This is a genomic window from Liquorilactobacillus sucicola DSM 21376 = JCM 15457 (assembly GCF_000612445.1).
GTDB lineage: Bacteria > Bacillota > Bacilli > Lactobacillales > Lactobacillaceae > Liquorilactobacillus > Liquorilactobacillus sucicola.
Window position 1 is genome coordinate 25363 of the sequence record NZ_BALC01000004.1, and the last position, 14138, is coordinate 39500.

A 14138-nucleotide genomic window follows, 5' to 3' on the forward strand; every position below is an offset into this window, starting at 1 on the left:
TACGTTCGAGAGGATGTAGTTGACTTTTTTTTGCCTTCATGTTACTTTATTTATAACAATAAAATGACTATACAGGGGGCTTTAATATGAAATATGCAATCACAGGTGCTACGGGGAAATTTGGACGCAATGCTATTTTAGATTTACTGAAATTAGTTAAAAAAGATGAGGTTGTCGCACTTGCACGAAACACTAAAAAGGCTGCTGATATTCTGCCACAGGGTATTGAAATCAGAGAGGCTGACTATACTAATGAGGAAGGTCTTGAAAGAGCGTTTGCAGGTATTGATCGGCTACTCTTTATTTCTTCTATCCCTGGTGGAGAGTATTCTCGGGAAAAGCAGCATTTAAATGTTGTAAATGCTGCTAGAAAAGCTGGCATCAGTTTTATTGCTTACACTAGTTTTCCACATGCAGATCAGGCGCAAAGTCCACTGTCTGCAGACCATAAGGCAACTGAAAAAGCAATCAGTGAGAGTGGAATCAGACATTCGTTTTTGCGTAACAATTGGTATCTTGAAAATCAGCTTGACTTGATACAAGGGGCTTTGGCAGGAAATCCGGTGGTATATTCTGCGCAAAACGGTCATGTTGGATGGGCACTGGAACGTGAATATGCAGAGGGAGCTGTTAAGGTTCTAGTGAGCAACGAACCTAAAGAGGTATATGAGTTTGCTGGTCAACCAATAACATATGCGGATCTAGCAACTGTATTAGCCGAAATCAGTTCAAAGAAATTTGAAGTTTCTGCAGTTACCGATGATGAATATAAAAGGCTTTTAGAAACTCAAGGTACGCCAGCTCCAATCATTGATGTAATCATTATGATCCAGAATCTAATTAAAAATGATGAATTAGCAAAGGGCTCGAGAGATTTGGAGGAAGTATTGGGGCATAAGTTGGTACCCTTAAAAGAGGCGATTGAGGAAGCTGTTGGAAAATAAAACGACTATCCTCAGACAATAAAAATAGATGTTAGAGAGTAGTTACGATAGGCTGTAGTAGAACAACATGTTAATTAAAGTATTGCAGCTTGTTAGAACCGCAGAAAAATTTCAGCTACATTTATAGTTTTTTGAATGGCAGCCTGCCTTCAGGATCTTACTGAAAGCAGGCTGCCATTGTTTATGGATTCGCATAGGGGTTGCCGTAGGTCGGTAGAATTCGATATTAGACAGGAAGTTTTAGCTTATGAAAAACATATTTATTACAGAACAAAAAAAGAGAATGGATCAAAATTCAACATTTGACCCATTCTCTTTTTTATCTTGCATTATATGAATTAACTTATGTCAATAGACAGCCTTTTTGTTTAAACACGGATCGCAAACACTGTAAAACTTTTGAATATATACTGTTTTCAAGAATAGTTACTGTGCGCTCAGATTAAGGAAACCTAGAATAAAGCACCGGCACGATTATCGAAGTCGGGTTTATCAACGGCAACGATTAATTTTTCATTGACAAAGGCATTCAGACCGATTGTGCTCATTTCACGACCATATCCAGAATTTTTGACGCCACCGAATGGAAGCTCAGGAAGTGTATACAAGAAGGTGTTGACAAAAACCATTCCCGTTTCGATCTGACTAGCAACTTTTTTACCACGTTCTTTATCCTTAGAGAAAACAATACCGCCCAAACCATAGTGAGAGTCGTTTGCAAGCTTGATCGCTTCTTGTTCAGAATGGACGCGATAAACTTGCGCAACTGAGCCGAACATTTCTTCGTAGTAAGCAGGGTTGTCTCGTGTTATATCCGTTAGAATTGTTGGTTCAAAAAATTGTCCAGGTAAATCGATAGGACTGTTTCCTTGATAAAGGGTTGCACCATGCGCGATGGCCTCTTTGACCTGTTTTTCAAGTTTGCTCTTGGCCTTAGCTGATGACATTGGTGCCAAGGTCGTGCTTTCATCAAGCGGATTGCCAGGTTTAAAGTTTCTATATGCTTGGCCGAGACGTTTCAAAAAGGCATCATATAAATTATCAGCAACAATAAACCGTTTAGAAGAAGTACATACTTGTCCAGCATTGTAGGTACGGGCCCGTGCTGCGACCTTGATCACTTGATCCAAATCAGCATCATCCAAGACGATAAACACATCATTTCCACCTAATTCCAGTGAAGATTTTTTGAGGTATTTGCCAGCTGTTTGGGCGACTGAACTCCCTCCGCGTTCTGAGCCAGTTAATGCAACACCCTGAATACGATGGTCAGCAATTACTTGATCAACTTGATCATGTGATAAGAAGAGATTAGTTAAGCTTCCATCAGGTGCGCCCGCTTTCTGAACGATTTTTGCAAAGGCTTCTGCAGAACTAGGGGTGTTAGAGGAATGTTTTAAGATCATGGGATTGCCAACCATATAATTAGGAGCAAAGACCCGCATTATCTGATAATAAGGAAAGTTCCATGGTTCAACCATAAGTAAAACCCCAACAGCATGCTTTTCGATGCGAGCTTCACCAGCCTTGGTAGAGATAGGGGTCGGTTGCAGTAAATTTGCAGCATGATCAGCAAAATAATTAGCTATCAGCGCACAAAGCTCGACTTCACCACGAGCTTCTGAAATTAATTTTCCCATCTCGATAACAAGAACCCTAGCGAGATCTTCTTTGTTTTCTAGCAGTAGCTTAGCAATCGCATGCAGTTTTTCAGCCCGTGCTGCAACGGGTTCTTTCTGCCATTGGTGATACAAGTCATTTCCGACAGTCAGTGAATGTTCGATCTGTTCATTTGTTGCATTAGGAAAAGTTTTTACGACTTCATTTGTAAAAGGATTAATTGTTTTATAAGCCATCTGATGTTCCTCCTTAAGGTTTTATACACTTATAAGTATATGGCTACTTCATTTTTTAAAGCAAATTTTTGGCTTAAACGTGAAGATGATTAAATAATTGCCTGTTCTTAACAAAAAAATCTATAATGTAGATAGAAGATTGTTATGCAAGAAGGAAAGAATGTGGGTTTATGAAAAACGAATGGTTGGCACAACTACCTTTAAGTAACATTAGGCAGGCAACTCCAGTCAGTGGTGGGGATGTTAATCAGGCATTTAGGCTTGAGACAAAAGATAAGCAATATTTTCTATTGGTTCAACCGCGACATGACCAAACCTTTTATGCTGGAGAAATTGCAGGACTGCATGCATTTGAAGAAGCAAAAGTTTTAGCTCCGCATGTGATTGCTAGTGGTCAAATAAATGGAGATGCGTATTTGCTACTTAATTTTTTAGAAACAGGTTTCGGCAAACAAGAAGATCTTGGCAGATTGGTTGCACAATTGCATCAATACAAGAGTCCGAATGGCAAGTTCGGTTTTGATTTTCCTTATGCTGGAACAAGTGTTTCTTTTGAAAATGATTGGACGGATTCATGGAGCAGCCTATTTTTAAAGCGGCGTTTAGATGTTCTGGCGGGGGCTTTGCAACAGCAGGGACTATGGCAGACGGAAGAAAGGGCAATCTACCAAGATGTGCGCAAAATTATAGTTGAAGAACTAGCAGCACATAAAAGTGTTTCAGTTTTGCTGCATGGAGACCTCTGGGGCGGAAATTATATGTTCTTAGCGGATGGACGCCCCGCCTTGATAGATCCTGCTGCCTTTTATGGTGACCGTGAGTTTGATATTGCCATCACAACTGTGTTCGGCGGTTTCAATACTGCTTTTTATCGTGCTTATCAAAAAGCGGCACCCCTAGCAAAGGGGTATGAAAAGCGTTTTGCCTTTTATCGTTTGTATTACTTAATGGTTCACTTGAATAAATTTGGCCAGAGCTATGCACAAAGCGTACAACAAACGATGCGGCAAATAAAACATGCGGATTGAAAAAGATACTTTTTAAAAATTGGTGATATTAAATCACAAACTAAACCAGCTGCAGCAAAACATGCGTCTTGTTGCAGCTGGTTCTTTACTGCCTAAATTATTTCGAAAAATCTACAGACTTGGTTTCTTTGATCGTTATCAACGATACCAAACAAGCAACAGCCATCACGGCCAAGTAGATACCAACAGAACGGATTCCCCAATTTTCTGCTAACCAAGTTGCGATTGTTGGGGCAAAAGCAGCACCAACGATCGCTGCTAGATTATAGGCGATTCCCGAACCCGAATAGCGAACTTTTGTCGAAAATAATTCTGGTAAAAGAGCTCCAACGGGTCCGAATGCTATTCCCATTAAAACAAAACCAATAATGAGGAATAAGGAAACACTTACGAAATTTCGCTGACCTTGAAGCAAGTACGGGAAGAGAAAAGCAAAAACAATCAAAGCTGTTGATGATACCATCAATGTACGTCTGCGTCCCCAAGTATCAGCGAGTCTTGATGATAAGACAATCAGTGCAGCGAAGACAATAATAGAGCCCATAAGCATAAATAAGTATTCCTGGTTTGTAAATCCAAGTTTGGTGGTAGCGTATGTTAGTGACCATGTGGCTAAAGTGTAAAAAAGAGTGTAGGTGACAGAAACAATAAAAGTTCCTTGGATTATTTGGCGCCAGCTGGTTTTGAAAACGACCTTCAAAGGAGATTTGGTGACCTCGTTTTTTTCTTGAGCTAAACGGAATAAAGGTGTTTCTTGCATCCGTTCCCGCACCCAGAATCCGACCAAAACTAAAACGGAAGATGCCAGGAAAGGAACACGCCAGCCAAAACTAAGCATTTGTGCTGGTGTTAAGAATGATTCAAGTAAGAAAAACAAACCATTGCTTAAAAAGAACCCTAGTGGCGCACCAAGCTCGGGAAATGCGCCATATAAAGCTCTTTTGTTTGCAGGTGCATTTTCAGTAGCGACCAGTGCTGCACCCGACCATTCACCTCCCAAACCAATTCCTTGAACAAAACGGCAGGCACACAAAAGGATGACAGCCATTAATCCTAAGGTGGAGTAACTAGGGAGCAAACCAATCAAAACTGTTGAGATTCCCATCAACAGCAGTGAAACAACAAGGGTTCGTTTGCGGCCAATTTTATCACCAAAATGTCCGAAAACAAAAGATCCTAAAGGACGGGCAATGAAAGCAACGCCAAAAGTCAACAGACTTAAAATCGTTGCGATCGCAGGCGTAACTTCAGGGAAAAAGACTTTGGGAAAGTAGGCTGCTGCCGCAGTCCCATAAGCATAAAAATCAAAAAATTCAATTGCGGTCCCAACCATTGAGGCAAACATGACGGTTTTGACTGAATCACGTTTTAATCCCTTAGAATTTTGAAAATCCTGGCTTAAACTATCTGTATTATCCATAAAAATCCTCCTAAAATAAAATTTTGCGATTCCAATAGTTTTGTGCTGTAACACCTCCAAAGAATAAGGCAAAGAAAAAAGCCAGAAACTGTTTGACAGCTTCTGGCTTAACCAACACTGTCCGCTGAACTGCGGACATCCAAAAATACAGCCCGCATCAATTAATAATCGCGCTGAGAATAATAATAATTTGAATGTTAGTGTTGGTAGTTATCATTTTTTGTTCTCCTCTTAGTCTTTTTTAATATGTTTGTAACTATACAGCTAAAAAAACTTGTTTGTCAACAGTAAATTAGAAAAATACTCAATGAGTTATTGATATTATGTGAGATATTTTTTTATATTTACATTATATGGTCCCTAAAAACGCTGCAGTAAAAGATTGTTTAGAATAAATACAAAAGAATAAAAAGAACAAAAAAGTTGTGTACAACCTAAAAACAAAAGGAATTTTATTAGAAAAAGATGTTGACATCATTAAAATCGGAGTGTAGTATGCAACACATGAAAGACATTCATGCTTTGATGAGACAGGGACCTGAAAGCCGTTTTAGTATTTTTAGAAAAAAACGGTTCAGCAACTGCTATAGCATTCTGTAACATGTCAGTGTTATCTGTTCGTCGGATAATGGTTCGGAGGGATGTTTATGAAGTTAGCGTATGATATGGTTACTTGTCAGACTTGTGGAAGTAAGGTCACCGCTGGAAAGTATTGTTCAAGCTGTGGCGCACGACTTATTTCCAGCTCTGAGAAGGAAGAAGTAGAGGTTAACATTTGTGTTAACTGTGGAGCACTTACTCCCAATGAGGAATATTGTTCGGTTTGTGGTTTTCATGCTGAGCAAGAAGTTTTTTTCTAATAGAATATCCGATCATAAAATTAAAGAAAGGGGTCAGATCACATGAGTTCATATAATGATCAATTAGCTGTAAGGACATTAAAAAACGTTATTTCACTAATTATCCTAGTCATTATTATCATGCGCGAGTGTGATTTGATGCCTGGGCTAGTTTGAGTTAGCAACCCACGGAATTAATCACACCGCGCTAAGAAATTAGAGCGGTGGATTTTTTAGCATCCATCGTTAAGATGGATGCTTTTATTTTTGGAAAAAATAAGTGTTCTCGCAAAAATTAAGGGAGGTGATGCTGAATCTGATTAAGTGAAAAACGTTGAGCTGCAGAGATCAAAAGAGCATTGAAGTTAAGAGCTGATTTTCAAGAGGAGGTGATTTTCATGTTGGTAGGTCAAAATGTAAAAGATAATCTAAAAAAACATACATTGGCAACCGGCTCAGATGTTTTGCTGGAAACATTAGCACATCAAGGGGTGGAACTCATCTTCGGTTACCCCGGCGGTGCTGTTTTACCGCTCTATGATGCCGTTTACCGACAGAAGTTCAACAATATACTTGTACGGCATGAACAAGGTGCAGTCCACGCCGCCGAGGGGTATGCCAAGTCAACTGGGAAAACGGGGGTCGTATTTGTGACATCTGGTCCTGGCGCTACAAACGCGGTAACTGGAATTGCAGATGCAATGCTTGATTCGATCCCATTAGTTGTTTTTACGGGGCAAGTTGGATGTGCGTCAATTGGAAAAGATGCTTTTCAAGAAGTAGATATTTTAAGCATGACAGCACCTATCACAAAGCAAAACTATCAAGTACATGATGTTAATTCTCTTTCTCAAGTTGTAATAGAGGCATTTGCGGTTGCAGCCAATGGCAGACCTGGACCGGTTGTTGTTGATCTTCCGAAAAATGTGGCTGCAGATTTGGCAAATGCCAAGGATGTTAAAACAAATGATTCAGTGGTGCACAGCATACAACAGAAAGAAGAAATTGATGAAGGCATGATGGCAAAAATTCGCATGGCGCTTTTAAAAGCAAAGAAACCATTGCTTCTTGCAGGAGGGGGAGTCATTGCGGCAGATGCAGTGCCAGAACTAAGAAAGTTTGCTCATAATTTTGATCTTCCTGTGGTTTCGACACTGATAAGTTTGGGCGCAATGCCGGCGACCGATTCACTTTTCTTAGGAATGGGCGGGATGCATGGAAGTTATCAAGCTAATATGGCATTTTACGAATGTGACTTTCTCTTGAATATTGGATCTCGCTTTGATGATCGATTGGCAACTAATGTTTCCGAATTTGCACCAAATGCACAGATAGCACATATTGATATAGACGATTCAGAGTTAGGGAAAGTCATTGCTACAGATTTTCCTGTCAGAGCTGATGCCAAGCAAGCTTTGAAGTGGTTGAATAATATGAACTTGTCTAAGAACAAACATGAGAAGTGGCTACAGCAGCTAACTACTTGGAAACAACAACACCCTCTGCGCTATGACGAGAGCAAAGGAAAAATCAAACCACAAGCAGTAATTGAAGAAGTTGGCAGCTTAACTGCTGGGGATGCAACGGTTGTTACTGATGTCGGGCAGCACCAAATGTGGGCAGCACAGTACTATCCCTTCAAAAGACCGCGTCAGATAATTACCAGCGGTGGATTGGGAACGATGGGCTTTGGCCTGCCGGCAGCAATCGGTGCCAAACTAGCTGAACCGAAAAGAGAAGTTGTTTTGTTCGTTGGGGATGGCGGAATTCAAATGACAGTAGAAGAACTTGATGTTATTAGGGCATACAATTTGGATATTAAAATAATCATTCTAAATAATAAAACACTCGGAATGGTACGTCAGTGGCAAGATTTATTCTACGAAAAAAGGCGCTCTCAAACAGTATTCAACGGGCAACCTGATTTCATTAAGCTAGCTCATGCATATGGCATTAAAAGTGTGAAGCTTTCTCCAAAGCATTGGCGTGAAACATTGGCAGATGTTTTCGCCAAAAATGAAAGTACCTTGGTTGAAGCGGATATTCCTGCACTTGAGCAGGTTTATCCAATGATCGCCCCAGGTCAACCCAATCAGGTCATGATGGGGGTCGATTAGATGCATGGAATAATTGTATGCAAAATGAAAAACAGAGTGGGCGTTTTAAATCGCCTCACTGGGTTGTTAACACGAAGAAATATCAATATTGAGAGTGCCGTGATCACTTCAATATCAAATAACCAGTTGGCAATAGCAGAATTCAAGTTGCAAGTTGCGGACCCCCAAGAACGCGAACATCTAAAACGGGTAATTGCTAAACAGCTAGATGTTCTAAGTGTAGAGTGGCGTGCAAAACATTCAGATACCAAACTAGTTAGTGACATAGAAAAAGATTAATTGGATACATTGTACACATTTTTCAACTAATATTAAAGTATTTTGACAACTTTAAAAAATAAAAATGGAGGCTATTAAAATGACAGTAGAAATGTTATACGAAAAAGATGTTACAACGAACTATTTGAAAGGCAAGAAGGTTGCTTTTATCGGTTATGGTGCCCAAGGACATGCTCAAGCTAATAATTTACGTGATTCGGGAGTAGATGTCATCATCGGTGTTCGTCCAGGAAAATCTTTTGATAAAGCTAAGAAAGATGGCTTTGAAGTTTATCCGGTTGCGGAAGCAGCAAAAAAGGCAGATTGGGTACAAATGTTAACTCCAGATGAAGTTATGTCTGATGTGTATAAGGCAGAGGTTGCTGATAATTTGGAGGCTGGAAACGTTCTTGGCTTTTCACATGGTTTCAATGTTTACTATAAGGAAATCGTTGCGCCTGAGAATGTTGATGTTGTAATGATGGCGCCTAAAGGTCCAGGTAACTTGTGCCGTCGGACGTATATGGAGGGTTCGGGTGTTCCGGCATTGTATGCTACTTATCAAGATGCATCTGGTCATGCTGAGGATCTTGCAAAAGAATTTGCCAAAGCAAATGGTGCTGCTCGCGTCGGACTTTTGAAGACAACTTTTAAAGAAGAAACGGATGAAGATTTATTTGGCGAACAAAACGTTCTGATGGGTGGAATAACAGCATTGATCGAAACTGGTTTTGAAGTATTAACGGAGGCTGGCTACTCACCAGAATTAGCCTTTTTCGAAGTAGATCATGAAATGAAACTGATCTGTGATTTAATCTATGAGGGTGGTTTTGCCAAGATGTATAATGACTGCTCTAACACATCTGAATATGGTTCTTACACAAGAGGACCACGTGTAATCAATGATGAGTCAAGAGAGGCAATGAAACGCAACCTTAAGGAAATTCAGGATGGAACATTCGCTAAAGAGTTTATGGACGAGTATCGTGGCGGATTTAAGAAATTATACAAGTACCGTGCAGAAATGGAAAAATCAGAATTACAAAAAGTCGGTGATGAACTGCGGACTAAGATGCCGTTTGTAAACAATGCTGATAAATACAGCGACTAGTTTTAGTTTGAAAAGTTACACTAGAGAAGCGAAATAAGGGAACCTCTATCCGCATAGCGGAGCGCGGTGAGCATATTCCGCTTCTCGTCATACATAATATATTATTCAAAGGGGTGGTGGCGTTAATGGATGTAATAACGAAAAAAGAGCTATTAAAAAAGAAAGATATCGAAGAAGCGTATGAGGTGTTGCGTCCAATTATTAAACGCACCCCCCTACAGTACGACACATATTTATCCAAAAAATATCAATGTCACGTTTACCTAAAGAGAGAGGATCTGCAAGCGGTCAGGTCTTTCAAAATACGAGGTGCATATTATGCAATTTCGCAAACACCGCCAGCAGTTCGCCAAAAAGGAGTGGTTTGTGCAAGTGCCGGCAATCATGCTCAGGGGGTAGCGTGGACATGTCATCAAATGAAGATACCCGCTGTGGTTTTCATGCCGACAACAACTCCGCAGCAAAAGGTTGCTCAGGTCAGGTTCTTCGGTGGAAGTGAGACAACGATCAAATTGGTCGGTGATACTTTTGATGCCTCTGCCCAAGCCGCAACTGACTTTTGTCAAAAAAATGGGCTAACGTTTATTGCACCGTTTAATGATAAGCGGACAATTGCTGGACAAGGAACTATTGCATATGAGATTTTCGATGATGCGTGCGCACATAATATGAAGGTTGATTATTTATTTGCTGCGGTTGGCGGTGGTGGACTTATCAGCGGGTTAGCTGCATATACCAAGGATGTCAGTCCGCAAACACAGGTGGTGGGAGTTGAACCAACAGGAGCCGCATCAATGGCAGAAGCCTTTAAATGCGGACATCCTGTGACGCTTGCGAAGGTCGATAAGTTTGTTGATGGTGCTGCTGTTAAGACCGTGGGAACTTTGACTTACCGCAATGCTAAGGAATATGTAGACAAAATGGTCAATGTTGCCGAAGGCCATGTCTGCACAACACTGTTGGATTTGTATAGCAAAGAAGCAATTATTGCTGAACCAGCCGGAGCTTTGAGCGTTGCTGCTTTGGAGGATCAACGAGCTGAAATAGTCGGCAAAACTGTTGTCTGTGTGATAAGTGGCGGTAATAATGACATAGACAGAATGCAGGAAATTAAGGAACGATCATTGATTTATGAAGGCTACCAGCACTACTTTATCGTAAATTTTCCGCAAAGGCCAGGTGCTTTGCGTGAGGTAGTCGACGATGTTTTGAATAAGGATGACGATATTACAAAGTTTGAATATACCAAGAAAGTGAATCGGGGTAAAGGCCCGGTCCTGATAGGTATCAGGTTAGGCAGCAAAAACAACATCGAGCAGCTGCGAACGAAGCTAGGCGAGTTCGATCCTCATTATATTGATTTGAAAGAAAATCAGATGCTATATGAAATGATGGTGTAACACACAAGTAAGCATAGAATTTAAAATTAGTGATTTTTTACTGAAGGGAGCTCAATAAATGGCTAGTGTTTTGTCTTTCAAGAATGTTTCGCTAACAAAAGGTGATAGGCAAATTTTAAAAGAGATCAGCTGGACGATCAAAGAAAAAGAAAATTGGGCTATTTTAGGGTTAAACGGAGCCGGCAAAACGACCATGCTGAAGATGATTCATGGTGATGTGTGGCCATCACAGGGGAAGTTGGAAGTGCTGGGAGGTGTTTTTGGACACACTAATATTCCTGCTCTAAAAAAGAGGATCGGTTGGGTGAGCACAGCGCTGCAAGATTGGCTTCACCCAGGAGATTTGGTTGAGGAGATAGTTCTTTCCGGTAAATTTGCGAGCATTGGTTTGTATGAGCACTATTCAGATCAGGAAATGCAAAAAGCCAAGGAAAGAATAACTAAATTAGGCGGAGCCAAATTACTTGGCAAACCGTACCGTGTTCTGTCACAAGGTGAGAAACAACTTGTTCTAATAGCAAGAGCTTTGATGGCACGACCAGAGTTATTGATCCTAGATGAACCTTGTAATGGACTAGATCTTTTTGCGCGGGAAAGATTGCTTGCAAAAATTCAAGAAATTGCACAGATGCCTAATAGTCCAGCACTACTGCTGGTTTCTCATTATACAGAAGAGTTGCTGCCGTGTTTTGATAATGTGATGTTCTTAAAAGACGGAAGCATTTATAAGAAGGGTAAAAGAGAGGAGCTTTTGAATACAGAAAGTTTGACTAATTTTTATGGAGCGCCAATTCAGGTGGTCACTAATGCTCAGAAAAGAATCATTGTTTATCCACAGTAAATGAATATAGCGAAATGGAGGTACATATATATGAAGAAAACGATAACGACTGACATGGCACCGCATGCGCTGGGACCATACTCGCAAGGAGTTGAGGTCAATAAAGTACTCTATTGTTCGGGTCAGATAGGTATTGACCCGCAAAAGGGGAAATTAGCAGGAGTGAGTGTGGTCGAACAAGCAAAACAGGCACTGCAAAACATAAAGGCAATTGTAGTTGCTGACAGTTTGAGTGTGGCTGATATTGTAAAAGTTACAGTTTTTATGACGAATATTGCCGATTTTAGCAAGGTCAATGAAATATACGCAGAATTCTTCAAAGATGCTCCATTGTTACCCGCGCGTTCGGCTGTTGGAGTACAAGCACTGCCAGCAGAGGCCAAAATAGAAATTGAAGCAATAGCAGCTAAACATTGTTGATAGATGTAATAAATATTGAAAAAAATAAAAAGAAATGAGGAACTGTAAAATGAGCAATACTTTGAATTTTTCAATTAGTGGAGATGAGTTAAAGAAGAGAAGTGACACGATCACTGAAGGAACGGACCGTGCACCTGGACGAAGTTTATTGTATGCAACTGGACAAGTAAAAAATCCAGCAGATATGAAAAAACCATTTATCGCAATTGCAAATTCATATATTGAAATTGTTCCTGGACATGTTCATTTGCGTGAACTAGCAGAAATTGCGAAAGATGAGATTCGTAAGGCAGGTGGAGTGCCCTTCGAATTCAATACAATCGGTGTTGATGATGGAATTGCAATGGGACATATCGGGATGCGCTATTCTCTGCCGAGTCGTGAGATAATTGCTGATTCAGCAGAGACAGTCATTAATGCCCATTGGTTTGACGGAGTTCTATTCATGCCTAACTGTGACAAGATCACACCAGGGATGCTGATGGCTGCAGCGCGGACTAATGTCCCAGCAGCTTTTGTATCTGGCGGACCGATGAAAGCAGGACTTGACCCTAATGGTAAGGCAGCCACTTTATCAACTGTTTTTGAGGCTGTTGGTGCTTTTAAGGATGGCAAGATGAGTAAGGAAGACTTCCTTGAACTGGAACGAAATGCCTGTCCGGGCTGCGGTTCTTGTGCGGGAATGTACACAGCCAATTCAATGAACTCATTGATGGAGGCTATGGGAATGGCTTTGCCATACAATGGAACAACACTGGCTGTTTCCAAAGAGCGACGTGAACTTGTTAGGCAGGCGGCTAGGCAAGTTATGTATAATGTCGAACACAATGTTAAGCCGCGAGACATTATGACCAAAGAAGCGTTTGATGACAGCTTCGCCCTTGATATGGCAATGGGGGGATCGACCAATACTGTTTTGCATGGTTTGGCAATCGCACATGAAGCAGGAATTGATTACAGTGAGCGTGAAATTAATGAGATCGCTAAAAAGACTCCTCATCTAGCCAAGATTGTACCTTCATCTTCATGGACAATGGAAGATGTGCATAATGCTGGTGGAATACCTGCTATCATGAACGAATTGATCGAAAAGGGTGGAATTCTTCATCCCGACCGACCAACGATTACTGGTAAGACGATTCGTGAAAATGTCGCCGGTGCGCACACTTTAAATCCTGAGGTTATCAGACCGCTGGATAATCCATACTCCGAACAAGGAGGATTATCGATTCTTTACGGAAACATCGCTAAAGACGGTTCAGTTATCAAAGTTGCCGGTGTTGATCCAGATATTAAAAAATTTGTTGGCAAAGCAATTTGTTTTGACTCACATGATGATGCTGTAGAGGGAATTGACAATGGCTCGGTCAAAGCAGGTGATGTAGTCGTTATTCGTTATGAAGGCCCTAAAGGTGGTCCTGGGATGCCAGAAATGCTGAATCCAACTTCAGATATTATTGGTCGCGGTTTAGGAAGAACGGTTGCTTTGATAACAGACGGACGTTTCTCGGGAGCAACTCATGGAATTTGTGTGGGACATGTTTCACCGGAAGCAGCGGCTGGTGGCGAGATTGCTCTTATTAAAGATGGCGATCAAATTACGATCGATCTTGAAAAAAGGACTTTAGATGTGGCAGTCAGCCAACAGGAATTCGAAGAAAGAAGAACGGAACTTAAACCATTTCAGCCTAAGGTACGAATGGGTTACCTTGCACGTTACCAATACTTAGTTACATCTGCTAATACAGGTGGAATCATGCGTGGAGCGGATGAACTTTTCGGAACTGTTGAGACAGAACAAAAAGAGCAGTCTCAACAATATGGAGATGAACACACTTGTGGTAAAAAGTGTCGCTGCCATGAGGAAAAAACTAAATAGGCATGGAAAATAGGTTAGGAAGCAA

12 protein-coding genes are annotated in these 14138 nt (G+C 40.8%); 10 read left to right on the forward strand and 2 right to left on the reverse strand.

The genetic code is table 11. From position 1 onward, the window contains the following. The first annotated feature begins 86 nt into the window (after positions 1-86). The gene (locus JCM15457_RS07325; RefSeq protein ID WP_034988893.1) at positions 87-944 is read left to right on the forward strand and encodes an SDR family oxidoreductase; all 858 of its coding nucleotides are present in this window, start codon (positions 87-89) and stop codon (positions 942-944) included. A gap of 452 nt (positions 945-1396) precedes the next feature. Here JCM15457_RS07325 and JCM15457_RS07330 read toward each other — a convergent pair whose 3' ends face one another. Then, positions 1397-2800, reverse strand: a complete 1404-nt coding sequence (locus JCM15457_RS07330; RefSeq protein WP_034988895.1) for an NAD-dependent succinate-semialdehyde dehydrogenase — start codon at positions 2798-2800, stop codon at positions 1397-1399. 170 nt (positions 2801-2970) lie between these two features. Here JCM15457_RS07330 and JCM15457_RS07335 point away from each other — a divergent pair, with 170 nt between their 5' ends. Further along, positions 2971-3828 (forward strand): fructosamine kinase family protein, encoded by an 858-nt coding sequence (locus JCM15457_RS07335; RefSeq protein WP_034988897.1) that lies wholly within the window; start codon positions 2971-2973, stop codon positions 3826-3828. Positions 3829-3925: 97 nt separating this feature from the next. Here JCM15457_RS07335 and JCM15457_RS07340 read toward each other — a convergent pair whose 3' ends face one another. After that, a complete protein-coding gene (locus JCM15457_RS07340; protein ID WP_034988898.1) occupies positions 3926-5248 on the reverse strand; it encodes an MFS transporter in 1323 nt (440 codons plus the stop codon). A gap of 647 nt (positions 5249-5895) precedes the next feature. On the opposite strand from JCM15457_RS07340, the gene JCM15457_RS07345 reads away from it, so the two are divergent. From JCM15457_RS07345 to ilvD, 8 genes are all read left to right on the forward strand, one after another. Continuing rightward, complete coding sequence (locus JCM15457_RS07345) at positions 5896-6108, forward strand: zinc ribbon domain-containing protein (protein ID WP_034988900.1); 213 nt, start codon at positions 5896-5898, stop codon at positions 6106-6108. Between the two features lie 377 nt (positions 6109-6485). After that, the gene (gene ilvB / locus JCM15457_RS07350; RefSeq protein WP_051993337.1) at positions 6486-8204 is read left to right on the forward strand and encodes a biosynthetic-type acetolactate synthase large subunit; all 1719 of its coding nucleotides are present in this window, start codon (positions 6486-6488) and stop codon (positions 8202-8204) included. Continuing rightward, entirely contained in the window at positions 8205-8483 is a 279-nt protein-coding gene (locus JCM15457_RS07355) for an ACT domain-containing protein (RefSeq protein ID WP_051993339.1), read from the forward strand. It begins immediately after the preceding gene. Positions 8484-8562: 79 nt separating this feature from the next. Further along, complete coding sequence (gene ilvC, locus JCM15457_RS07360) at positions 8563-9573, forward strand: ketol-acid reductoisomerase (protein ID WP_034988902.1); 1011 nt, start codon at positions 8563-8565, stop codon at positions 9571-9573. A gap of 125 nt (positions 9574-9698) precedes the next feature. Beyond that, a complete protein-coding gene (gene ilvA / locus JCM15457_RS07365) occupies positions 9699-10973 on the forward strand; it encodes a threonine ammonia-lyase IlvA (RefSeq protein ID WP_034988904.1) in 1275 nt (424 codons plus the stop codon). 58 nt (positions 10974-11031) lie between these two features. Beyond that, positions 11032-11814, forward strand: a complete 783-nt coding sequence (locus tag JCM15457_RS07370) for an ABC transporter ATP-binding protein (protein ID WP_034988906.1) — start codon at positions 11032-11034, stop codon at positions 11812-11814. A 30-nt stretch (positions 11815-11844) separates the two neighbouring features. Beyond that, complete coding sequence (locus tag JCM15457_RS07375; protein ID WP_034988907.1) at positions 11845-12234, forward strand: Rid family detoxifying hydrolase; 390 nt, start codon at positions 11845-11847, stop codon at positions 12232-12234. Positions 12235-12283: 49 nt separating this feature from the next. Next, positions 12284-14113, forward strand: coding sequence for a dihydroxy-acid dehydratase (ilvD, locus tag JCM15457_RS07380; RefSeq protein WP_051993342.1), 1830 nt, complete (start codon positions 12284-12286; stop codon positions 14111-14113). Positions 14114-14138: the final 25 nt, after the last annotated feature.

Coding starts and splice junctions, on each gene's coding strand:
- JCM15457_RS07375 (WP_034988907.1), top strand. CDS start 11,845: ATGAAGAAAACGATAACGACTGACATGGCACCGCATGCGCTGGGACCA.
- JCM15457_RS07330 (WP_034988895.1), bottom strand. CDS start 2,800: ATGGCTTATAAAACAATTAATCCTTTTACAAATGAAGTCGTAAAAACT.
- JCM15457_RS07340 (WP_034988898.1), bottom strand. CDS start 5,248: ATGGATAATACAGATAGTTTAAGCCAGGATTTTCAAAATTCTAAGGGA.
- JCM15457_RS07355 (WP_051993339.1), top strand. CDS start 8,205: ATGCATGGAATAATTGTATGCAAAATGAAAAACAGAGTGGGCGTTTTA.
- JCM15457_RS07345 (WP_034988900.1), top strand. CDS start 5,896: ATGAAGTTAGCGTATGATATGGTTACTTGTCAGACTTGTGGAAGTAAG.
- JCM15457_RS07325 (WP_034988893.1), top strand. CDS start 87: ATGAAATATGCAATCACAGGTGCTACGGGGAAATTTGGACGCAATGCT.
- JCM15457_RS07335 (WP_034988897.1), top strand. CDS start 2,971: ATGAAAAACGAATGGTTGGCACAACTACCTTTAAGTAACATTAGGCAG.
- ilvA (WP_034988904.1), top strand. CDS start 9,699: ATGGATGTAATAACGAAAAAAGAGCTATTAAAAAAGAAAGATATCGAA.
- ilvD (WP_051993342.1), top strand. CDS start 12,284: ATGAGCAATACTTTGAATTTTTCAATTAGTGGAGATGAGTTAAAGAAG.
- JCM15457_RS07370 (WP_034988906.1), top strand. CDS start 11,032: ATGGCTAGTGTTTTGTCTTTCAAGAATGTTTCGCTAACAAAAGGTGAT.
- ilvB (WP_051993337.1), top strand. CDS start 6,486: ATGTTGGTAGGTCAAAATGTAAAAGATAATCTAAAAAAACATACATTG.
- ilvC (WP_034988902.1), top strand. CDS start 8,563: ATGACAGTAGAAATGTTATACGAAAAAGATGTTACAACGAACTATTTG.